General features: G+C 33.6%; 20 protein-coding genes and 1 tRNA gene. 7 read left to right on the top strand and 14 right to left on the bottom strand.

The annotated features are described in order from the left end of the window. Positions 1-39 precede the first annotated feature (39 nt). Genes SJY34_RS14050 through SJY34_RS14025 form a run of 6 tightly spaced genes read right to left on the bottom strand, consistent with a single transcriptional unit; the run spans position 40 to position 5,552 of the window. A complete protein-coding gene (locus SJY34_RS14050) occupies positions 40-1,329 on the bottom strand; it encodes a hemolysin family protein (RefSeq protein WP_400076684.1) in 1,290 nt (429 codons plus the stop codon). Positions 1,330-1,332: 3 nt separating this feature from the next. Further along, positions 1,333-1,524 carry a hypothetical protein gene (locus SJY34_RS14045; protein ID WP_400076682.1) on the bottom strand — a complete coding sequence of 64 codons (192 nt, stop codon included), beginning with the start codon at positions 1,522-1,524 and terminating at the stop codon, positions 1,333-1,335. Positions 1,525-1,560: 36 nt separating this feature from the next. Next, positions 1,561-2,130 carry an LPS export ABC transporter periplasmic protein LptC gene (gene lptC, locus SJY34_RS14040; RefSeq protein ID WP_400076680.1) on the bottom strand — a complete coding sequence of 190 codons (570 nt, stop codon included), beginning with the start codon at positions 2,128-2,130 and terminating at the stop codon, positions 1,561-1,563. Next, on the bottom strand, positions 2,131-3,489 hold the full coding sequence (locus SJY34_RS14035) for a hypothetical protein (protein WP_400076678.1): 1,359 nt from the start codon (positions 3,487-3,489) through the stop codon (positions 2,131-2,133). It lies immediately after the preceding gene. A 12-nt stretch (positions 3,490-3,501) separates the two neighbouring features. After that, complete coding sequence (locus tag SJY34_RS14030; RefSeq protein WP_400076676.1) at positions 3,502-4,824, bottom strand: hypothetical protein; 1,323 nt, start codon at positions 4,822-4,824, stop codon at positions 3,502-3,504. Then, positions 4,824-5,552: a type III pantothenate kinase gene (locus SJY34_RS14025; RefSeq protein WP_400076674.1), complete on the bottom strand. Its 729-nt coding sequence runs from the start codon at positions 5,550-5,552 to the stop codon at positions 4,824-4,826. Before SJY34_RS14025 ends, SJY34_RS14030 begins: the two co-directional genes overlap by 1 nt. Positions 5,553-5,691: 139 nt before the next feature. On the opposite strand from SJY34_RS14025, the gene SJY34_RS14020 reads away from it, so the two are divergent. Continuing rightward, a tRNA-Phe gene (locus SJY34_RS14020) sits at positions 5,692-5,767 on the top strand. A gap of 186 nt (positions 5,768-5,953) precedes the next feature. Further along, positions 5,954-7,003 (top strand): hypothetical protein, encoded by a 1,050-nt coding sequence (locus SJY34_RS14015; protein WP_400076672.1) that lies wholly within the window; start codon positions 5,954-5,956, stop codon positions 7,001-7,003. Positions 7,004-7,087: 84 nt separating this feature from the next. Here SJY34_RS14015 and SJY34_RS14010 read toward each other — a convergent pair whose 3' ends face one another. Then, positions 7,088-8,812, bottom strand: coding sequence for a glycosidase (locus tag SJY34_RS14010; protein WP_400076670.1), 1,725 nt, complete (start codon positions 8,810-8,812; stop codon positions 7,088-7,090). Positions 8,813-9,010: 198 nt separating this feature from the next. Here SJY34_RS14010 and SJY34_RS14005 point away from each other — a divergent pair, with 198 nt between their 5' ends. Both SJY34_RS14005 and SJY34_RS14000 read left to right on the top strand, forming a co-directional pair. Beyond that, a complete protein-coding gene (locus SJY34_RS14005; protein ID WP_400076668.1) occupies positions 9,011-10,660 on the top strand; it encodes a solute:sodium symporter family transporter in 1,650 nt (549 codons plus the stop codon). 23 nt (positions 10,661-10,683) lie between these two features. After that, positions 10,684-12,345, top strand: coding sequence for an alpha-glucosidase (locus SJY34_RS14000; protein ID WP_400076666.1), 1,662 nt, complete (start codon positions 10,684-10,686; stop codon positions 12,343-12,345). Positions 12,346-12,348: 3 nt separating this feature from the next. Here SJY34_RS14000 and SJY34_RS13995 read toward each other — a convergent pair whose 3' ends face one another. The 6 genes from SJY34_RS13995 to SJY34_RS13970 form a co-directional block, all read right to left on the bottom strand. Beyond that, positions 12,349-13,098 (bottom strand): DUF1080 domain-containing protein, encoded by a 750-nt coding sequence (locus SJY34_RS13995; RefSeq protein ID WP_400076664.1) that lies wholly within the window; start codon positions 13,096-13,098, stop codon positions 12,349-12,351. A 10-nt stretch (positions 13,099-13,108) separates the two neighbouring features. Beyond that, on the bottom strand, positions 13,109-14,158 hold the full coding sequence (locus tag SJY34_RS13990; RefSeq protein WP_400076662.1) for a sugar phosphate isomerase/epimerase family protein: 1,050 nt from the start codon (positions 14,156-14,158) through the stop codon (positions 13,109-13,111). A gap of 6 nt (positions 14,159-14,164) precedes the next feature. After that, positions 14,165-15,307 (bottom strand): Gfo/Idh/MocA family protein, encoded by a 1,143-nt coding sequence (locus tag SJY34_RS13985; RefSeq protein ID WP_400076660.1) that lies wholly within the window; start codon positions 15,305-15,307, stop codon positions 14,165-14,167. Between the two features lie 4 nt (positions 15,308-15,311). After that, complete coding sequence (locus SJY34_RS13980; RefSeq protein ID WP_400076659.1) at positions 15,312-16,544, bottom strand: nucleoside permease; 1,233 nt, start codon at positions 16,542-16,544, stop codon at positions 15,312-15,314. Between the two features lies 1 nt (position 16,545). Then, complete coding sequence (locus tag SJY34_RS13975; RefSeq protein WP_400076657.1) at positions 16,546-17,508, bottom strand: sugar phosphate isomerase/epimerase family protein; 963 nt, start codon at positions 17,506-17,508, stop codon at positions 16,546-16,548. 95 nt (positions 17,509-17,603) lie between these two features. Next, positions 17,604-18,647: a helix-turn-helix domain-containing protein gene (locus SJY34_RS13970; protein ID WP_400076655.1), complete on the bottom strand. Its 1,044-nt coding sequence runs from the start codon at positions 18,645-18,647 to the stop codon at positions 17,604-17,606. A 137-nt stretch (positions 18,648-18,784) separates the two neighbouring features. On the opposite strand from SJY34_RS13970, the gene SJY34_RS13965 reads away from it, so the two are divergent. From SJY34_RS13965 to SJY34_RS13955, 3 genes are read left to right on the top strand one after another with little or no spacing between them, the layout of a single operon-like run. Further along, the gene (locus tag SJY34_RS13965; protein ID WP_400076653.1) at positions 18,785-20,494 is read left to right on the top strand and encodes a GMC oxidoreductase; all 1,710 of its coding nucleotides are present in this window, start codon (positions 18,785-18,787) and stop codon (positions 20,492-20,494) included. 10 nt (positions 20,495-20,504) lie between these two features. Continuing rightward, entirely contained in the window at positions 20,505-21,134 is a 630-nt protein-coding gene (locus SJY34_RS13960) for a gluconate 2-dehydrogenase subunit 3 family protein (protein ID WP_400076651.1), read from the top strand. A gap of 24 nt (positions 21,135-21,158) precedes the next feature. Then, positions 21,159-21,965 carry a DUF1080 domain-containing protein gene (locus SJY34_RS13955; protein WP_400076649.1) on the top strand — a complete coding sequence of 269 codons (807 nt, stop codon included), beginning with the start codon at positions 21,159-21,161 and terminating at the stop codon, positions 21,963-21,965. A 4-nt stretch (positions 21,966-21,969) separates the two neighbouring features. On the opposite strand, the gene glpK is transcribed toward SJY34_RS13955, so the two are convergent. Further along, entirely contained in the window at positions 21,970-23,463 is a 1,494-nt protein-coding gene (gene glpK, locus SJY34_RS13950) for a glycerol kinase GlpK (protein WP_400076647.1), read from the bottom strand. Position 23,464: the final 1 nt, after the last annotated feature.

The raw sequence follows: 23,464 nt of genomic DNA, 5'->3' as shown, positions 1-23,464 counted from the left end.
TGAAAGGAGATGTATAGTTTTTATAGGTGATAAAACGTATTAATCGATTTCAAGAATCTTTAAAAGAACCAAGTCTATTTTTGTTGAGGATACTTCCTCTATAGTAAACCTAAAATTGTCAATTTGTACATCATCTTTTTCCTGGGGAATTTCTTCTGTAGCATTCACAATTAAACCACCTAGAGTCTCATAGTTTTCACTTACTGGTAAGTTTAACTTATAGGTTTCATTGATATAATCTACTTCTAGTCGTCCTGAAAATCTGTACGTTTTCTCATTAATATGTTCTTCTATCAATTCAACTGTGTCGTGTTCGTCTTCAATTTCGCCAAACAATTCTTCAATAATATCTTCAACGGTCATTATACCAGATGTCCCACCATATTCATCAATAACAACAGATATACTTCTACGCTTTTTTGTTAAAATATTAAGTACATCTTTAATAAGAATGGTTTCTGGAACAAATCCTACGGGAATAATAATGGACTTAATAGTTTTCGGCTTTTTAAATAGTTCAAACGCGTGCACATAGCCTAAAATATCGTCAATAGAATCTTTGTAAACTATAATCTTTGTTCTCCCTGTTTCGATAAAAAGTTGTCTTAAATTTTCAATACTATCGGAAATATCTACAGCAGTAATTTCAGTACGAGGCACCATAACTTCACGTGCTTTAACTTCCGAAAAATCTAAAGCATTCTGAAAAATCTGTATTTCGCTATCAATCTCTTCATGGTCTTCAACAGATTCCATTTGTTCGCTAATATAGTTACCTAACTCTACTTTGGTCATTGCCAATACTGCATCTTCACCCTGTGCTCTAAAAATATATTTTAATACGGCATCAGAAATCCAAATCACAAATTCTGAAACCCATGAAAACAGTAGATAAAACAGATAGGTTGGAAAGGCCAATATCTTCATTAAAGAATTTGCATAAATTTGAAAAAAGACTTTTGGCAAAAACTCAGCAGTAATTAGTATTACTAATGTGGAAATAATAGTTTGTGTTAGTAATTGCAAATCCACAAACAAGTAGGTCAGTGTAGTACTATCAGAAGGTAATATGGATTGGAACCAACGCACCAAAACATCACCCATTTTAAAACCGTAAATTACCAATGCAATGTTATTACCAATGAGCATCGTTGCAATATACTTTGATGGTTTGGCAGTAAGTTTTTCTAGAATTTTACCTAAAAAATCACCTTGTTTCTTCTCTAGTTCGATATGTATTTTATTAGAAGAGACATAAGCAATCTCCATACCCGAAAAAAAGGCAGAAAGTATAAGTGTACCTATAATAATGACTATATCTGTAGTCATGAATTACTTTTTATTACGGTCTTCAAACTTTTTTGAGAAGCGTTTTCTGAAGAAAAACATAAATATTGCCAAAGCTGTAAAAACTAACGACATATAGGCTCTACTTCTGTCGGTTGACCAGTTGGATATGGCGTCCCAGAGAAATAATGCGGCAAAGATAATGTAAGCGTATTGAAAGAATTTAAGTATTTTCATTTGCTAATAGTAAAGTTGATTTCTAAACAAAGGTAATCAATTATCGAGTTCGAAATCACCTCCCATTTCGTGCATCTGAAACTTCTTAAATGTTTTGTCCGAATCAAAACCATAACCATGTGTTTTACCTGAAGCTCGTTTAAAGATAAAAGGCTCATTTGTAAAGGTCCATTCTAGCTTTTCATTATAGTATAACTGATCGGTGTATAATGTATCACCATCATGTGTGGCAACAACCACATCATCTCTTAAATCTATAATGTCAGTATCATTATAAACAATAGCATAATTAGATGTTATTGTAGTTTTATTATTGTTTTCATCATATACCTTTAGTTCAATGCCTTCAGGAAATTCGGAAAACTTAAAATCTCTATTAGAATAGTCTAACATTTTTGGGCTTAGAAGATTTGCTAGTAGTCTTACAGTAGTATCTTCCTCAACCTTGGTATATTTTACATCTATATTTTCGGCTACTCCAATAGGTTGATTTTGCAGTATACCAATTTTCTGAACTTTATCAAAATCATTGGTACACGAAAAAAACAAAGTCACAACGAATGCTGTGACTAAGTTTTTTATAATATGTAAATTATGTATTCTCAATTATCCTGGAACTTTTACCGAGCGCCCAATCCAACATCCAATTTTAATAGTTTCACCTTTATTACCAGCACTAAATATATCTGCTTTAGATGGTGCACTAGCTCTATAGCTTGCTGCACTTTGCGCTGACGCTTTTCTTAAACGCCCATCAACTCTACCAGCTTTTTCTGCTTCGATAGCTGCTAACCAAAATACAGCTCTCTTATTGAAATTACTATCTCCACAGTTGTTGGCACTCTTTGCATACATATTAGCAATTTGCAAATATGGTGAGCCATCTGAAGGATTTAACTTTAAAGCTTCCATATAATATTGTCTTGCTCTACCATAGCTACCTTTAGATTTAAAATCTTGAGCCAACTTCTTATAAAGCTTTGCTTTCTTTAATGGATCCGTTTCTAACTGAATGGTTTGATCAAAATACTTCTGCTCGTTTGTTAATAAATATAAGTAGAATGCTGTGTCTGCACTAGGCTCGATCGTATTCTTTTGTCCTACTAGTTTTAAGAATAATGGATCATCTTTACAACCTTTAGCGTACATACGATTCATAGAACGTTGCAACCAAATCGCATTATTTTTATTTTCTTCAAAGTCTTTTTGGTATAAAGGCACTAATACTGTACAAGTTGCTCTATCACCTAACTTTTGATCCATACTAGAGGTTACTTTTTCAAAAGCAGCCAAGTTTGCTTCATAATTTTTCTTGTACTTTACTTCTTTCTTAGTAAGTGCAGTACCTGCCTCTTCTTTTGACACTAATTTATTGAGCTTTTCTGTATAACCTTTTTCTAGGTTTTCAATAATTTCAATAACATCATCATACTTATCAAACATTTTTTGAGCAGATATGTTCCCTGCATCATATAAATCTACAGCTAAGGAAAAGTAAGTATAAAGTCCTTGCGCACTTGTAAAATGTTCACGATCTTTTGTAAAGGCCTCGTCAAACATTTTATAATCTTCTTCTATAGATATATTTAACTCTTTTCTGTATTTATAGGCCAACTGAGCTTTATCTGATAAAACTTCTCCTAATGAATACTTTGAAGCAAAATGCTCTCTAGCCTGATCCCAAAGCAACATTAGATCTTTAACATGAGCTAATTTATCTGCACCTGTTGAGTTATCTATTTTATGCTTTAAAATTTTCTCACCATATGCATAGATTGCTCTATTGAATTTAGGGCATTTTTCTCTTACTATTTTCCAAGGACCATAGGCATCGTCATATTTTTTGCTCTTATAATAACTATCAAAAATTGATAAGTTAGTCATACATTCTTCATCTTGCTGAGCAGTACCTATGTTGAAACCTGCAAAAAGCGCTAGTATCAATATTGTAATTTTCGTCTTCATTTTTTATTATTGTTAGTTATACTTTCTTTTTTGGAACCATCTAGAATTCAAAGATAAACTAACATTGAAGTTTATAAAATTCTCTTGAACTAAATTTTGGTTCTTTGTGCCTCGTTTCCCGAATTCTAAGCCTAAATTAGCATTAGAAAATAAATTCTTGTCTCCGACTGGTAAACCTAAACCAAAAGATATGCCAAACTCATTAATTGACTCATCTTTTATTACTAAACCTGTGTTAGAATACTTAAAACCAGCCCTGTATACCACACGTTTAAAGTACCCTGAAAAGGCATTATAATTGGGAATATAAAATCCACCCATAGAAATTTGGGATGAATTCTCAAAAGCAGAAATTTCATTACTAAATATTGGATTTGAAAAATCAGCTGTGTTTTGAAGTGTATATTCCATACCAAAAAACCATGACCTAGGCTCTCCTATACCAGCACCCATAGATAAACGAGAAGGTATCGTTAATTCCGTATTTTTTAAATTTTGAGACTCTAAGTCTACTTCAATAGTATTAGAAATTGAAATTACCTCTAAATCTATTCCGCTTACAGATACTGTTGAAAATGTTCGTTCATTTTCTGAAGACAATTGGCTTTCAGGAGAATACGTTGCTGTTGCAGACAACTCTATTTTATCCGAAATCTTAGTTTTAAACGCTAAACCAAAGTTTAGGTTTAATCCACTTAAGTCAGATCTATTGAACTCTCTGGTTTGGAATTGTACAACATTACCTTCTGGATTAAATTCAACAGCTAGTGCTGTGTTTTGTATATTTCCAAAGTTATAATTAAAATCAACGCCAAAACTAAGTTGATCAGAGATTTGATAACCTAAACCAGCAAATACTTTATTAACACCACCCTCACCTCTATAGCGATTTACTATATCACCATCGTTATTAACATCATCGAGTTTATAACCCACTGCTGTAAATGGCATTAAACCAAAACCAAAACCAAATTTGCCGACAGGTACAGATAATGCTAAATAATCGAAGGTAGCACTACTCCCTGTTGCATCTCCAGAATCACTTTTCAAATTAACTCCAGTTGAAGCTCCTGCAACTGCAAATTTCACAGGTCTACTTTCACCATTAAACCTCGCGCTATTTAATGGTTTGCCTGCATAGGCTGCAGGATTTCTCAGATTTACATGTATGCTGTCTAAATAAACACTTATACCTCCCATACTACGATTCTCTACTGTACCCTTAAATTTTAGAGTACCTAATCCATAAAAAGAATACGGTGAAGCTGTTCCTTGTTGCGCAATAGCACTAGAACTAATAATTGTAATACAAATTACAATGAGTCGTTTTATCATTATTTTGAATTAAAATCTAGAATGAAATTCAAACCCTCTAAAAGAAAATTTGAATTCGCAAATATGCTATTTTTTAATTGGTTTGACAAAAAATTGGCGTCGCCACCTGTTAAAATAACTGTTAAATCTTGATGTTTGCCTTTATATTGGTCTATAACACCATCAATTTCTTTAATTACGCCTATTACAACACCAGAATGAATAGATGATTCTGTGGTATTACCAATTATAGTTTTGGGTTGGTCTTTTTCTAATAACGGAAGATTGGCTGTTAAATTATGAAGTGCTTGATAACGCAATCCAATACCTGGCGAAATTGCCCCTCCTAAGTATTCATTTTTATCTGTAACAAAATCGTAAGTAATACAAGAACCTGCGTCAATTATTAGCGCATTATTATCTGGAAATTGATTTATTGAGGCACTTGCTAGTGCAATGCGATCTGCGCCTAAAGTTTTAGGAGTTTTGTAACTATTTTTAAAAGGTACCTTTGTTTTGTAATTCAACTCCTGTAAGTTTAAGTCATCATCTACAAGTTCTATTTGTTTTTTAGATAAACGCCCTACTGAGGAAATAATGGCACATTTCAATTTAGGAAAATCCTTTCTAATGTTTTTGTATTGCTTCTTAAATTCAGATAATTCAAAACTTATTTTCTCAATGAGTTTATCATTCTTAAATACTGCAAACTTTACAAAGGTATTTCCAACATCTATTATAAGATTCATAAGCGACTTCAATTGCACAAATTTATAAAATCAAATTTTACAAGTTTCTTTTTGTGAATAATAAAAATGAATATATATTTGCACCCGCCTGAATGACATAATGATTTTATGTCGGGCAGGTCCGCTTAATTAAGCAATTGGTGCCTTAGCTCAGTTGGTAGAGCAAAGGACTGAAAATCCTTGTGTCCCTGGTTCGATTCCTGGAGGCACCACCATCAAAAACCCGATTCTAACGAATCGGGTTTTTTGGTTTTATAGTATCGATTAAAAGATAATGTGTATTTTTTTGTAAGTAAATTACTTTTAAAATAGTCATTTCATCGTTTTTTAGGTTAAAAACTTAATTACAGATAATATTTTTTCTAATTTTCTTAGACCAAATCTTTAAAACTTAATCTACCATGAAAAATTTACCATTACTTTCGTTGGCAATTCTATGCCTTGCGTTTGCCTGTGAAACTGATACAGATATTCTTGCTGAATCTGCAGAACAAGCTTTCTATACTTACAATACAGAACAACAATTTTCTACTACGGAATCCTTTGTAATAGATTTTGAAGAGTTTAACACTGGAGACATAGTGTCCGAAATCTATATTATGGATCCTTTTGAAAATACAGAAGTGGCTGGTATAACCATGGCATTTCCTAATAGCAATGCTGCTATGATTTTTGATTCTTCAAATCCTACAGGAGGAGATTATGATATCGGTACTCCAAATGAAAGCTATGGTGGTCCAGGAATAGGTAATGGTGGTGCAAGTAACGATACAGCGCTAGGCAATATACTTATTCTTTCTGAAGATCTAGATGCTAGTGATCCTGATGATATTTTTGAAATTGGCGCCAGTTTTGTTTTTGACTTTAGTGCTAATGAAAATGTGACATTAAATACTTTTGATATTTTGGATATAGAAGCGTCTTCTAATCCAACGGTCGTTAATTTGTACGATTTTGAAGAAAATATACTTTTCACAAAAGAAGTTACACCTGGTGGTGATAATTCAAAAATGACAATAGATTTAGAAAATACTAATGGTGTTGCGTTCATGGAAATTATAATGAATAGTTCGGGAGCTATAGACAATATCGCTCTTGATCTAGAAACTGAAGAAGCATGTGTTGAATGTGACAGCAGTATTGTTGAACTAACCTTTAAGTACAATGGATTTGAGCAACAGGCACCTATAAGAATTGAAACTCCTGAAGGTGAAATTATTTTTGATAGTATAATTCAAAGACATGAAGAATTCACAGTAACAGGTAATATTTCGGATGGTACTTTTGGAAATGAAATTATAATATATATAGAAAATGAACAGATAGCAGTACTTACCACAGACTGCTCTCAGGTCATTGGTCCTGGATATTATATTGAAGGTTTAGAATTAATTTCTGGGACAACTCAAACAGGAAGGCAATTATGTCCGGTTGAAATTTCAATTGGTTAGTTTATTTAATATGTAAGTTAATACAATCTACAACATAAAAACCTAATTCGTTTGAATTGGGTTTTTTGATGTTTAAAATATCCTTTAGCTAAAATTTGAATAATTAATATCGTAGGTTAATAAGTTTAAATCAACTTTTAAGTTTGCAAAGTCTTCACCATTCTCCCAAAGAATATCAATCTCAGACGGTTTACTTTGTTGAATACTCATATCACCTCGAAATGCATTATGTATATTTCTTAACCTAATGAGTTCTAATTGTTTTAAAACGGTTTCTTTTTTTAGACCTTCTTTAATTTCTGAAATGGTTAAAGTTGTACGATTAATTTCTTTGTGACCTCCTTCACCAGCTTTCTCAACAGCTTCATAATTATTCTTTCCTTCAAAAATATCTAAATACCATATTTGTGGAATACCTGGCATAAATAGTTGAATAGCTCTGGCTAATAGCATTTTTTTAGAATCTTCTCCCAAAGCACTAAAAAAGGTTGCATTAACTTGGTAATACGATATTTTCTTGCCATTCGGTCCATACAAATTTTTCACTTTTCCGCCACGACCAATAACAGTCTCCATTATAAAATCTATATCACTATCCTCTAATAAACCCTTATTGTAAATGCCATTAATTGCTTTTCCTTTAAGATCTAAGACTGGAATTCCGTCGTGGCAACCTAACATATTAACTACGCTATAACTTTTATCTATGATTTCTTGAGCCCATTTTAAAAGCGCTGTACTCGATTTTTTTTCAATAGTATGAATCATCAGTCCTGGTAAGAAAAAATCGTAAATCTGAAAACCTCGCTCTGCAACTTCATCATGTAAATTAGCACCATATTCAGCATGAATTTCTGGTAATAAGATTAAACCGTTCTTATCAGCAATTTTCTTTATTCTATCTAAGTGATTCCAAGTACCAGGTGTATTAAAAAAGTTAGATTGTCCAACTTCTTTATGTAAATAAGCAAAGGCGTCTAACCTTAAAATCTTACAGCCAAAGCTTTTAAGTTTTGCCAAAGTCTCATTATAAAAATCCCATACCAATTCAGATTTTGCATTAACATCCATTTGACCTAAATAGGATCTTTTCTGCTTTAAAATTTTAATAACCGCTGGTTTATAAGAATTAAATTCCCCTAAATCTAAAGCATCAAGATTTTCTGACTTAGCAATAGAATTATTAACCAGTTGACAGATTGAATTTGCTTGTTGGGATGTTAATTGTTTTATGTTATCTAAGTCTTGTTTAGCTATGGGATTATAAGTGGTTTTTTGATAAAATGTGTTCCAATACGGTTGTTCCGAACCATCCGGAAAGACAACTTTTAAAAGCGGTAATCCCGACTTTCGCATAAAAAGCTTATTCAGATATTCTTCGTCTGGAATTATAATCCCATCATCATTTTTATTACCGTAACCTTGCCAAAACTTATTCCAATTAATGAAGAAGTCTTTATATTTTGAAGTTTCACCATGCTTTAATAAATGTTTAAACTGAGGTGATGCAACAGAAAGATGATTCAAAACAATATCAAATTTTAAGCAAATTCCAAGTTTTTCTAAAGCAACTAAATCATCATTAGATACTAATTCATCATTTAAATTATAGTCTATAATTGAAAAACCTCTATCTAAATCGCTATTAAAAAATGTTGGTAGCACATAAAAAAGCGAAAATGTATCCTTGAACTCAGGCAATTGAAACATATCTAGAGTATCGCTCAATTTATTTCCAATGCTATCAGGATAAGCGTTAAACATTACTCCATTAAATTGAGATTCTTCTTTCTTATTCTCCTTATCCATAGCTTGTGCTTCAGTATAACTTTGATTAATGATTTAAATTTACAATCCCTTTTTGATAAACTATAATTCTCATCAAAAACAAATTTAAAATCTCGACGAAAACGTTTTCGATTACTTAGAAAGTACTCTAACACGAAAAAACAAAGTCTCTTAATTGGTTTTTCATATATTGCTATACTAACTAACTTCTAATACTTTATGTTATCAATCATAACCTTTATTGGATTTACCGCTTTAGTTGCGATTATAGCTTGGTATGCAACTCGCAAAACAGATGAAACCTCAGCTGATGGTTTTTACTTAGCCGGAAGAAGCCTTGGCGCTTTAACCATAGCTGGTTCTCTTTTACTTACAAACCTTTCAGCTGAACAAATTGTAGGACTTAACGGCTCTGCTTTCAAAGAAGGATTAATGGTAATGGCTTGGGAAACTCTTGCAGCAATCGCCATTATTTTTGGAGCTCTATTTTTATTACCAAAATATATGAGTTCTGGAATTACAACAGTTCCTGAATTTATTGAAACACGATTTGATAAGCAAACGAAAGCCATGCTATCATTGCTCTTCTTAATCGCGTATGCAGTTGTATTATTACCAACTATTTTATACTCGGGATCTTTAGCCTTTAGCACCATGTTCGATCTACCAGATCTTTTTGGTCTATCGGAAACTGCTGTGATTTGGATTTGTGTTTGGAGTATAGGCATTATAGGTGCTATTTATGCGATTTTTGGAGGACTGAAAGCCGTGGCAGTTTCAGATTTAATTAATGCGATTGGTTTACTTGTCGGTGGATTATTGATACCTATTTTTGGATTACTTTTAATTGGTGATGGAAGTATTAGTGATGGTCTAAGTACATTATGGAATACTAATCCTGAGAAATTTGACATGCGTGGTGAGGTAGATTCATCTATTCCATTTGGAACTTTATTTACAGGTATGATGCTAGCACAAATCTATTATTGGGGAACTAATCAATCGATTCTGCAACGTGTCTTTGCTGCAAAAAGTCTTAAAGAAGGCCAAAAAGGAATGCTTTTAGCCGCTTTTGTAAAGTTTATAATCCCTATTGTTGTTGTACTACCAGGTATTATCGCCTGGCATGTTTTTGGAAATGACTTAGAAAACGCAGATCAGGCATATCCTGCTTTGGTTAAGAAAGTATTACCAACGGCGTTTATTGGTTTCTTTGCCGCTGTACTTTTTGGAGCCGTATTAAGCTCATTTAATAGTTTATTAAATAGTAGTGCGACATTATTTGGCTTCGATTTGTATAAGCAATACTTCAATAAAGAAGCAACCGAAAAACAAACCGTAAAAGCAGGTAAGCGATTTGGACTTATTGTTGCGGCAATATCCATGATTATTGCCCCATTTATTGCAAATGCGCCAGATGGTTTATTCAGTTACATTCAGCAATCACTAGGTAGTCTTAGTGTACCAATATTAGCAGTTGTTCTGGTTGGTGTCTATACTAAGAAAGTACCAGCAGTTGGTGCGAAAATCGTGCTCTCAGTTGGAGTTGTATTATACCTTGTTAGCCTAATCTTTTTAGAACCTTATTTTAGAGGCGCTGCTGAGGCACAAGCTATTGCAGATGGAATTGCTAATGCAAGGCAATTGAGTATTATAAAAGCAGAGGCATATCCACATTATCTTCATGTAATGGGTATCTTATTTGTATTTAATATTATAGTAATGTTAATTGCCGGAAAATTAAGACCTAAAAAGGACGAATATATTCCTAAAAAGACAGAAATTATAGATACAACTCCATGGAAATACGCAATTACTGTGAGTATTATTATAGCCATACTAGTCTTAACAACTTATTTTGTGTTTTAAATTAAATTAGTTTCGTCGAGTTTATGAAAAAAACATGGTGGAAAGAAGGCGTAGTATATCAAATATATCCTCGCTCTTTTAACGATACAACAGGTAATGGTATCGGAGACATTTACGGTATTATAGAAAAGCTAGATTATATAAAATCATTAGGAGTAGATATCATTTGGCTATGTCCTGTTTATGATTCTCCAAATGATGATAATGGTTACGATATATCTGATTATAGAGCTATTTCAGAAGATTTTGGTGGCTCAGAGGCTTTTGGCAAACTACTAGAAGGCATGCATAAGCGAGGTTTAAAACTCGTTATGGACTTAGTATTAAATCATAGTTCTGATGAACATGCATGGTTTAAAGAATCTCGAAAATCTAAGGACAACCCTTACCGAGATTATTATTTCTGGAAACCTTCTAAAAACGGGAATCCACCAAATAATTGGGTTTCATTTTTTAGTGGTTCTGCTTGGAAAAAAGATAATATTACTGACGAATACTTCTTACATCTATTCACTAAAAAGCAACCCGACCTCAATTGGGAAAACCCAAAAGTACGTAAAGAGATACACGATATTGTTGAGTATTGGTGTAAAAAAGGGGTTGATGGATTTAGAATGGATGTGATTTCACTAATTTCAAAGAACCTTGACTTTCCTGATAGCCCATATCCTGATGACTATGGAAAAACCATTAAAAACTATTATGCCAACGGTTCTAAAATACATCAGTATTTAAACGAACTTAATCGTGAAGTCTTGTCCAAATATGATATTATGACTGTTGGAGAAGGTCCGGGAATTGACTTGGATAATGGATTAAATTACGTAAATGAAGATAGAAATGAACTCAACATGATTTTTCATTTTGACCATATGTTTATAGACAATGGTTTAGGCGGAAAATACGACCCTATTGATTTATCATTACCAAAATTTAAAAAAGTATTTGGTGATTGGGATGAAAAATTAAAGGATAAAGGCTGGGGAAGTATTTTTCTCGGAAACCATGATTTTTCTAGAATGGTTTCTCGTTTTGGAAACGATTCTACATTCCATACAGAATCGGCAAAGCTACTTGCCATGTTATTATTAACCTTAAGAGGCACTGTATATATTTATCAAGGTGACGAAATTGGAATGAGTAATGTTGCTTATCCTTCAATTGAAGATTATAATGATGTTGAAACCTTGGGAAGTTGGAATGAGGCATTAGCTAGAGGAGAAGACATGACTGAATTCCTAAAATTAGTACATAAACAAAGTAGAGACAACGCACGTACGCCAATACAATGGAACTCAACCAAAAATGCAGGATTTTCAATAGGAAATCCGTGGTTGAAAGTCAATAAAAAGTACCAAACTATAAATGTTGAAGCGCAAGAACAAGATGAAAATTCAATTTTAAACTTCTACAGAAGAATGATTGCTTTTAGAAAAGCAAATCCTGTAATGGTTTACGGCGACTATGAATGTATCAACAAAGCTGACAAAAACTTATATATTTATAAGCGCTGGAATGACCATGAAAGCTATATTATACTCTTGAATTTTAGCAATGACATGCAATCCATAAATAATTCAGAATTAAATTTATCAAAAACCGAATTAAAAGTCTCAAATTACGATAACACAAATTCTATTGAAGCTTTACAGCCTTGGGAAGCGCAGTTAAGGAAATATAATTAAATTTTAATCTAAAGTCTTAATCTTAATATTTCTATACCAAACTTTATCACTATGATCTTGTAAGCCTATATGGCCAGTTTTATAATTGCCAAAACCTTTCCAATCCTTAAACTTGGATTTAGCCACCATTTTATTCCAACCTTCTCCATGCAATGGAAAGCTCAAAACTTGTGTTCCATTCATACTTACTTTAGCCATATTATCATCTTGATTGATTTCAATAATGCAGAGATTCCATTCACCAGCCGGATTGATGTGTTCTTCAGAACATGCAATCATATCATACAATGAGCCTGCTTTATGAGTTCCCTCTGCGACAAATGAATCAGGATGTTTCTCATTATCCAAAACTTGTATTTCTGGGCCTGTCATATAAGCTTCTGAAAACTTTTCATCCTCATGAACTCCCCAAAAAATACCACTGTTTCCAGCTTCCGATATTTTCCATTCTAAGGACAATATAAAGTTTGTATAGGTATCTTTAGTTATGATATTCTTACCCCCTTCTTTGCCAGGTGTAAAAACCATCTCTCCTTCTTCGATAGTCCATTCAGAATATATGTCATCTGCCAAGTAGCCGCGCCAATGTTCTAATGATGACCCATTGAATAATATCGTCCAATCGTTATTACCCTCTTTATCCATTACCTCAACATTCTCTTTTTCCATCGTCAAATCTTCATTTTCTCTTTTAGCTTCTTTACAAGAAACCATCATTATAAGTCCAAAACTCAAAATCCAAAATTTTTTCATTTCTATATACTTAAATTCCTAATATTTTTTTCAAATGTTCTTTATCTACATCAGCTCCTGCAAAATCGTCAAAACGCTTTTCGGTGGCTTCAATAATATGATCATGTATAAATTTGACGCCTTCTCGTGCTCCTTGTTCTGGACTTTTAATACAACATTCCCATTCCATAACGGCCCAAACATCACAGCCATATTCCGTTAATTTAGTAAAAATCGATTTAAAATCTACTTGACCGTCACCAAGTGAGCGATAGCGTCCTGCACGATCTATCCAATCTCCATAACCACCAAAGGTTCCCTTTTTTCCTGTAGGATTAAATTCTGAATCTTTTACGTGAAAAGCTTTAATAAATTCGTGATAATGATCTATGTATTCAATATAATCTAATTGTTGAAGTACAAAATGTGATGGGTCATATAAGATATTAACGCGTTTATGGTTATTTGTTGCTTCTAAAAAACGCTCAAAAGTAACACCATCGTGCAAGTCCTCACCTGGATGAATTTCATAACATACGTCTACCCCTTGCTCATCAAAATGATTAAGAATTGGCATCCATCTTTTTGCTAGTTCTTCAAAACCCATTTCTACCAATCCATCTGGACGTTGCGGCCAAGGATGCATCGTATGCCAAAGCAATGAACCAGAAAATGTAGCATGAGCTTTTAAGCCTAATCTGCTACTAGCGGTTGCTGCATCTTTTACTTGTTGAATAGCCCATTCTGTTCTAGCTTTTGGCTTGCCTTTACAATGATCTGGGGCAAAATTATCAAACATTATATCATATGCAGGATGCACAGCGACCAACTGCCCTTGAAGATGTGTTGATAATTCTGTAATTTCTAGTCCGTAAGAATTTATTTTGCCCTTAAACTCATCACAATATGTTTGACTCTCAGCAGCTTTCCCTAAATCTATTAAGCTTGGATCTGTTGGTATTTGAATACCTTTATAACCCAAATCACTCGCCCATTTGCATAAACCATCCAAAGAATTAAATGGCTCCTTATCATCCATAAATTGTGCTAAAAATACTGCAGGTCCCTTTATTGTTTTCATTCTCAATTATTGTTTATCTAAATTCACCCAAACATTACCTTTTTTATGAGACTCTACTGCTTTTTCAATAAAATCCATACCTCTAACTCCATCTATAATAGTAGGAAATTCGCCATGGTCGTAATCTTCATGTCTTATCGCTTTGGCTACGCCTTTATAAATATTTCCCATAGAATCAAAAATACCTTCAGGATGTCCTGGTGGTAGTTTTGTTCCATCTAAGGATAACTCACTATTGTAGGCATGTCCTGGCTTTAAAACCTGAAGTGGCTTATCTTCCTCTAACAAATAGAGGTAATTTGGATTTTCCTGTTCCCATTTTAATCCTGCCTTATCTCCATAAATCTGAACGGTAAAGTTGTTTTCTTCACCCGTAGCAATCTGACTTGCTCGTATAACTCCTTTCACATTTTGTCCACATTTAATTAAAACCGTACCATCAATGTCCATTTGATTATCTTCATACAAATAATTCAGGTCAGCTAATATTGAATTCACCCTTAGACCAGACATATACTCTACCATATCAAATGCATGTGTTCCAATATCTCCGATACAACAACTGATTCCTGATTTTTCTGGATCTAATCTCCACGTCGATTTCCGCAATTCTTTGTCGTGAATAATAGGGTTTATCCAACCTTGATAATATTGCGCATCAATTTTCTGAATCTTTCCAATAACTCCTTCGGCAATCATTTGGCGCATCTGACGTACCATCGGATAACCAGTATATGTATAAGTAACCGCAAAAACAGTATCTGACTTTTTTAAAATCTCATGAAGAATTTTTGCCTCTTCATATGTTGTGGTCATGGGTTTTTCACAAATGACATTGAAACCATTTTCTAATAGTTTTTTTGCCATTGGGAAATGCAGAAAATTAGGTGTTAAGATGGAAATGACTTCCATTCGTTTATCTACTGGAAGCTCTAATTCTTTTTCAATTAAGGTATCTAAATCCTCATAAATTTGATCTGTCGGAATACCTATTTGGTTTGCAAACTTAATACTCTCGTCTAAAGATGGGTTGAATGATCCACCTACTAATTGATATCTATCAAACATAGTAGATGCCACGCGATGCAACACACCAATTAGGGAATCTCCACCACCACCTAAAATACCAAGTCTTATTTTTTTACTCATTGAATTATGACTCTTTATATTCTACTTTTTCGTTTTTGAACAAAATTGCAAATAGAACAAACACTACAATTGCGAAGATTGATGGGAAAATCCAAATATTCTTCCAACTATGAACGCCTTCGCTGATTAAATTTTTATCTACTATTTGACCAGACACCCAAAAACCTACTAACATACCTACACCATATGTTGCTAACGTAATTAAACCTTGAGCAGCACTTTTCACTTTTTCACCTGCTTTAGAATCTGTATAAATTTGACCAGAAACAAAAAAGAAATCATAACATATACCATGCAATGCTATACCTAGAACAATCATGAAGAATAAATCTCCAGTATCTCCGAAAGCAAATAATAAATAGCGTATTGCCCATGCTAACATTCCAAATAAAATCGTTTTTTTGAAACCATATTTCTTAAAGAAAAATGGTAATAACAACATAAACAGAACCTCAGAAACCTGACCCAAAGAAGCCCAAGCTGTTGAATTTTCAACTTTATATTCAGTTAAATATGGACTAATATTCTGATAGTAAAAGGCTAATGGAATACATATCAATACTGATGACAAAAAGAAAACTAAGAAGTTTTTATCTCTAAGTAATTTTAGAGCCTCCAAACCTAAAATATCTGACAGCCCTACTTTTTCTCCACTCGCAACACTAGGTGGTGTTTTCGGTAATATAAAACTAAATACACCTAAGACGGCTGAAGCAATTGCTACCATTAAAAAGGTATTTGACAACATTCCGTTTCCTATATTTTCTATAGAGTCCCATTTAAATACAAAACTAATTACCAAACCAGCAATAATCCAACCTACTGTTCCCCAAACACGAATGAATGGAAACTGTTTAGCAGGATCATTCATTTGATTAAAGGCGACTGAATTAACTAATGCTAGAGTCGGCATATAAGCAATCATATAACCTAATACATAAGGATAAAACACACTGAAATCAGTAGTTTGAGACATTAAATACATTAATACAGCACCAACAATATGTAACAAACCTAATATCTTCTCTGCATTAAAAAAACGGTCAGCAATAAGGCCTATAATAAAAGGAGCAATAATGGCTCCCCAAGATTGTGTTGAATAAGCCATTGCCGTTTCAGCACCAGATGCACTTAAATTGTTTCCAAGAAATGATCCCATGGTTACAAACCAACCTCCCCAAATAAAAAATTCGAGGAACATCATTATTGATAATTTAGCAGATGTAGATGACTTCATATTAGTTAGTTTTTAAATGCTTTAACAATAATGCTTTAGTTGCCAAAATTCCTTTTCGCTCGTCCAAAGTTTCATGCTCATATTCCACACTTATATAGCCATCATAACCAGATTTCTTAATTATCTGTATAAATTTTTCAAAATCTAAAGTTGTTTCATTTCCATTAGCATCAAACTCATAAGATTTTGCACTTACTGCCTGAGCTTTTGTCATTAAGCGTTCAAAGCCTTCGTATTTATCTGGATATTCTTCAGCACAATCTCCCCAATTTTCATCTTTGGTTCTTTTTATACACCAATTGCCAAAATCTGCGAGTGTTCCGCAATTATCTAAATTAATTCTTTCTATTACAGGAATAACTAATCGAGGATCAGAAGAAAACCACCCGTGATTTTCGGCAAGCACACTAATCTTTTTAGAAGAAGCATATTCCGATAATCGTTTTAACCCATCGTAAGTTGTTTCGCTCCATTCATCAGCATCAAAAGTTCCAAATGTATTTACCCTTATGGCATGGCAACCCAAATATTCAGCTGCATCTACATATTTCTTGTGCATTTCAACTGCTTCATCACGTTTTGCTTTATCAGAATGTGATAAATCCCCTGCGCGATCTACCATTATAAGTATATTTTTTACTCCGTGTTTTTCACTCTCTTCCTTCCAACGTTCTATCACAGCATCAAAACCCATACTATCAATTTCTTTGGCGTAGAGTTGATCCACCCATTCCACGGCCTCAAAACCAAGTTCTTTTGCTACTTTTGGAAAATCAAAAGGATCTAATTTACCTGTTTCAATTTCTCTGTGCAGAGACCATTGCGCTATGGATATTGATGAATTATTACCATCTTTAATAATTTCTTTTTGTTCCTTTTCCAAAATTTCTTCTTCTTTTTCCTCTTTACAATTAAATAGAATAAGAGCAATAAGGGTAAATGCAATTGAAAAAAATTGTTTCATTAGTTATATTATAGTTAGTTTAGAATTGAAAAATAATCAATTAGATAAAATTCAATGTTTACTTTTATTCAGTGAAAGAATTTAAACAAAATGAACTAAACTTCTGGATATGCTGAAAGTGAGGTATCTACTTGATGTAATTTTCTAAATTGATTAGGAGAGCATTTTTCGTGCTTTTTAAAAACTGTTGAAAAATACTGACTTGTCGTAAAACCACAAGAATATGCCACTTCACCAATGGTTAGTGCCTCGTTTTCTATAAGAATCTTTTTTGACATTTCTAATCTTCGCATTGTTAGATAACGCATTGGTGTTAAATTCGTTAGTTGCTTACAATGATGTGTAAAACGTGTTAGACCAACGCCTGCGCTCCGTGACATCTTCTCAATAGTCCAATCTTCGGATAAATTTTTATCTAATTCTTTAAGAAAATATTGAACACTACGTGAACTATCAATTAAAGCCTCATTGAGAACAATATCCTCTGTTTTTAATAAATCTAAAATTAAAATCAACAAATAGTTTATGAGCAAACGTATACGAGAAGCATTGCTACCTTTTTCATCCGTATTTACCGCAATATTAATACGCTTAAAACAATCTCGTATTTTTTGGTCTGCCTTTAAAATAGACTTCTCATCTTGTCTAAGAAATGTGGTTAATTGTTTTAAATCTTTTTTAGTTAGAGTAACCCAGTCTGGCCAAACCCATTCTTGGTGAGGACGCCTTACACCTAAATCAATAATAACCCAATAAAACTTACCCATTCCAATATTAGGGTTACCAACCCTATGTGCTTCCCAAGGACGTGTAATGGTTAAGTGGTTTGGGGTTAGTACTACTTCTTTATTTTCTTGCGCATAAGGCATTGTACCAGATTCTAAAAAATGAAATTCTATTCCTTCATTTCTATGCCAATCTAAACCCCAATCTTGAGGTTCGTCAGCATCCCAATATCCAATACTATTTAAACCTAAAGTATTATTATCTAATCGATCTCCAGGATAAGTATGCCTAGCTAATGCCTTAAATTTAATTTTATTTCTATTGTAAGCATCAATTAAAGGTAAACATGTATCTGCGTGATAGACCACACCATCTACTTCGTAAGGTTCAATTTCTTGTTTGTTTACTTTCACTGAAAAATTTTAAACAATTATACCATGCAAAATAGCTAATTTTCTGTTTTCAAAAAATATATTTGATAATTAATAAACTTTTCTCAAGATTATTAGAAAAATATTATCAATTTCACGATATCGTTTAAACTAAAAATATGAATAACACTAAAGCAGAGAATACAGAATATAATGCTATTGTTGTAGGTACAGGAATTTCTGGCGGATGGGCAGCTAAAGAATTATGTGAAAAAGGTCTAAAAACGCTTGTTCTTGAGAGAGGGAGAATGGTAAAACACATTAAGGATTATCCAACAGCGAATCTAGATCCTTGGGATTTACCTAATGCTGGGAGACCAACACAAGAAGAAATAAAACGCCAGGAAAAGCAGCATAGAACAGGTTACGTCACTAGAAAAACACGTAGTCATTTTTTTGTTGATGATATTGATCATCCATACAACGAAGAGAAACGATTTGATTGGATTAGAGGTTATCACGTAGGTGGTCGCTCATTGATGTGGGGAAGACAAAGTTATAGACTAAGTGATATTGACTTTACCGCCAATAAAAAAGATGGTATTGCCGTAGATTGGCCAATTAGATATAAAGATATTTCACCTTGGTATGATTATGTCGAAGACTATATTGGAGTCAGTGGTGAAAACTTAGGTCTAGAGCAATTACCAGATGGTAAATTTTTAAAACCTATGGAATTGAATTGTGTAGAAACACATCTTAAAGAAAATATAGCAGAAAATTATGACGATCGATTACTTACGATAGGTCGAACAGCACATATTACTGAAGGTACAAAACCAGGCCAAGGCCGTGTAAACTGTCAGTATCGTAATAGATGTATGAGAGGTTGTCCATTTGGAGCATACTTTAGCAGTAATTCCTCAACGCTACCAGCAGCAGAGGCTACTGGTAATATGACCATGCGACCAAACTCTATCGTGCATGAGGTGATATATGACGACAAGACAAAGAAAGCAACGGGAGTTCGCGTTATTGATGCTGAGACCAATGAGACTTTTGAATTTAAAGCGAAAGTAATTTTCTTATGTGCTTCAGCTATTGCGTCTACTTATATACTTATGAATTCCAAATCTGAGCGATTTCCAAATGGATTAGGTAACGATTCTGGAGAATTAGGACACAACGTTATGGATCATCACTTTAAAGCTGGTGCATATGCAAAATTTGATGGATTTAAAGATAAATATTATTCAGGTAGACGACCAAACGGTCTTTATATTCCGCGATTTAGAAACTTAGGAGGAGACACCAATCAAAAAGACTTTTTAAGAGGTTATGGCTACCAAGGTGGTGCAAGTCGAAAAGATTGGTCAGATAGTGTTAGAGAACTGAGTTATGGTAAGGAATTAAAAGAGGCTATTTTGAAACCAGGCGGTTGGACCATTGGTTTAATGGGGTTCGGTGAAACATTACCTTATCACGAAAATAAAATGACTTTAAACTACGAGAAGAAAGATAAATGGGGATTACCGACAGTGACTTTCGATGCTGAGTTTAAAGAGAATGAAATAAAAATGAGAAAGGATATGATCGCTCAAGCTATGCAAATGTTAGAAAAAGCTGGTTTTGAAGATATAACTCCTATGGATGATATTGGTGCACCTGGATTGGGTATACATGAAATGGGAACAGCCAGAATGGGAAGAGATCCTAAAACATCTGTATTAAATGAATACAATCAAGTCCATAGTGTGAAGAATGTTTACGTGACTGATGGAGCTGCGATGACCTCTGCAGGATGCCAGAACCCATCTTTAACATATATGGCCTTAACGGCAAGAGCTGCAGAACACGCAGCCAATGAATTAAAAAAAGGTAATTTATAAAATGAAAGACATGAAAAGAAGAGAAGTAATTAAAGGATTAGGATTGTCTTTAGGAGCATTACTAGTGGCTCCTTCTGCTATGAGTTTATTACAAAGTTGTACAAGTGATAAACCAACTTGGGTTCCCACATTATTTTCTGTCGATCAGGCGCGTTTATTGGATAAACTTGCAGATATCATTTTGCCTAAGTCTGAAGATTCTCCGAGCGCAACAGAAGTTAATGTACCAGAGTTTATTGATAAATATGTTGCAGAAGTCTATGAGGTAGAGGAGCGCGATCTTTTTATGAAAGGCTATTCTAATTTTGGTAATATTATAATGAAAAATGCAAATGCTGAAGTCTTGGCTGATGTTGAATCTGCCGATATTGAGCCTGTTCTAGGATCAATTCTAAAAAAGAGTAAAGAGGAAGACGAAGCGATAATGGAGGCGTTCTATGAAGCGTTTGATAATGAAGCTACAATTCCTGAGGATACACTAAATTATGTGGCTATGAATAGAGTTAGAGATCTATGTATTTTCGCTTACACAAATTCAGAGAAAGTTGGAGAGGAAATTATGGCTTATACTCCAGTTCCTGGGAAGCAAGAGGGTTGCATTGATGTAAGTGATACTAGCGGAAAAGCGTACTCATTATAGGTCGCTTTAAACACAATCAATCAAATGATATTGAAGGTATTTAGATTAGTTATATTTAGTTTTTGTTGTGGATTTTTACTATTCACTTGTAAAAATGAGTCCAAAAAAATCGAAAATATAAAGCAAACTCAGTGGGTCAATTTACTTTCAAAAAACAATTTAGATGACTGGATTGTAAAAATCAAAGGTTATCCTGCAGGAGAGAATTACAAAAATACTTTTAGAGTTAATAATGGTATTTTAAGTGTTGATTACACAGAATATAATGATACGTTCAATAATACATTTGGACATATCTATTACAAAAAGTCATTTTCAAATTATAAATTAAAATTAGACTATAGATTTCTAGATGGCCAAATCGCTGATGGAGAAGCATGGGCTTACAAGAATAGTGGAGTGATGTTACATTGTGAAGATCCGAAAAAAATTGGATTGGATCAAGGATTCCCTGTATCTATTGAAGCTCAACTTTTAGGTGGAAATGGCGAAGGTGCTAGACCAACAGGTAATGTTTGCACACCAGGAATGCATATCAACATAGATAATAGATTAGTAACTGAACATTGTATACCATCAACGTCTCAAACCTTTCTTGACGATCAGTGGATACATGTAGAACTTGAAGTTTATAACGATTCTATTATTAAACACTTTATAAACGGTGAAAAGGTTATGGAATACACTAAACCAATTTATGGTGGTGAGTACAGTACATCAAATTGGGAATCTAAAGCAGGTGAACCAGTAAAATCTGGCTATATCTCTTTGCAAAGTGAAAGCCATCCTATTGAATTCAAAAACATAGAAATTTTAGAATTATCTGATTAATAATCTAATTTTCTTCTATCCAATTTTTACTGCGGTTAACTGCTTTATGCCATTGTGAAATTAGTTGCAATTGCTTTTCAATATTTGTTTCTGGAGCAAAAATTTTATCCTTTTGCCATTGCTTTCTTATTTCTTTTTTATTCTTATACATTCCAACTGCTAAACCTGCTAAATAGGCTGCACCTAAAGCCGTTGTTTCTAAGTTTGTTGGCCTAACGACATCACAATTAAAAATATCGGACTGTATTTGCAATAACAGGTTATTTGCTGAAGCTCCACCATCTACTCTCAGTTCTTTTAAATGTATGTTGGCATCTTTTTCCATAGCTTTTACAATATCATAGACTTGCAATGCAATACCTTCTAAAGTTGCTCTGGCAATATGTGACTTGGTAGTTCCTCTAGAAATACCTTGAATACTTCCTCTGGCGTAAGGATCCCAATACGGAGCACCTAAACCTGTAAATGCTGGCACTACTATAACGCCATCACTATCGTCAACTTCATTGGCCAATGCTTCTATATCTTTAGCGTTGTCAATTAAATTCAAACCATCTCTTAACCACTGTACTGCTGCACCTCCAACAAATACGCTTCCTTCTAACGCATAATTTGTTTTTCCATTAATCTGCCAAGCTATGGTAGTTAACAGCTGGTTTTGAGATGCTACTGGTTTTTTTCCAGTATTCATTAACAAAAAACAGCCGGTACCATAAGTGTTTTTAACCATTCCTTTTTTAGTACATAATTGTCCAAAAAGTGCAGCCTGCTGATCCCCTGCAATTCCAGCAATTGGTAACTTCCTTTCAAATAACTCCGTATAACCATAGATTTCTGAAGACGATTTCACCTCAGGAAGCATCGACTTTGGAATTGTAAATAACTCCAATAATTCTTCATCCCATTTAAGAGTATGAATATTAAATATCATGGTTCGAGAAGCATTACTTACATCAGTAACAAAAACTTTCCCTTTGGTAAGTTTGTAAATTAACCAAGTATCTACTGTTCCAAAGCATAATTCCCCCTTATTAGCTAAATCTCTTGCACTAGGTACGTTATCTAAAATCCATTTAATTTTGGATCCAGAAAAGTATGCATCAATGATTAAACCTGTTTTCTCTTGAATTAATTCTGAATAACCATCAGACTTTAGTTTATCACAAAAGCTAGCCGTTCTCCGATCTTGCCAAACAATAGCATTATAAATTGGTTCACCTGTTTTTCTATTCCAAACAATAGTTGTTTCACGCTGATTTGTAATACCGATTCCAGCTATATCAGATACTGTAACCTCTTCCTTTGAAAACAATGTGCTGATAGTTTTTAATTGTGAACTCCAGATTGCTTCAGGATCATGTTCTACCCAACCATTTTTGGGGAAAATTTGCTCAAAGTCTTGTTGTGAAGACTCAATTTTATTACCATGTACATCAAAAACTATAGATCTACTTGAAGTTGTACCTTGATCGAGCGCTAAAATGAGTTGCTGTGACATA

The organism is Winogradskyella sp. R77965, assembly GCF_044594915.1.
In the GTDB taxonomy this organism is placed as follows: domain Bacteria; phylum Bacteroidota; class Bacteroidia; order Flavobacteriales; family Flavobacteriaceae; genus Winogradskyella.
Note: the sequence above shows the minus strand (reverse complement) of the source record. Positions and strands in the feature narration are given on the sequence as shown.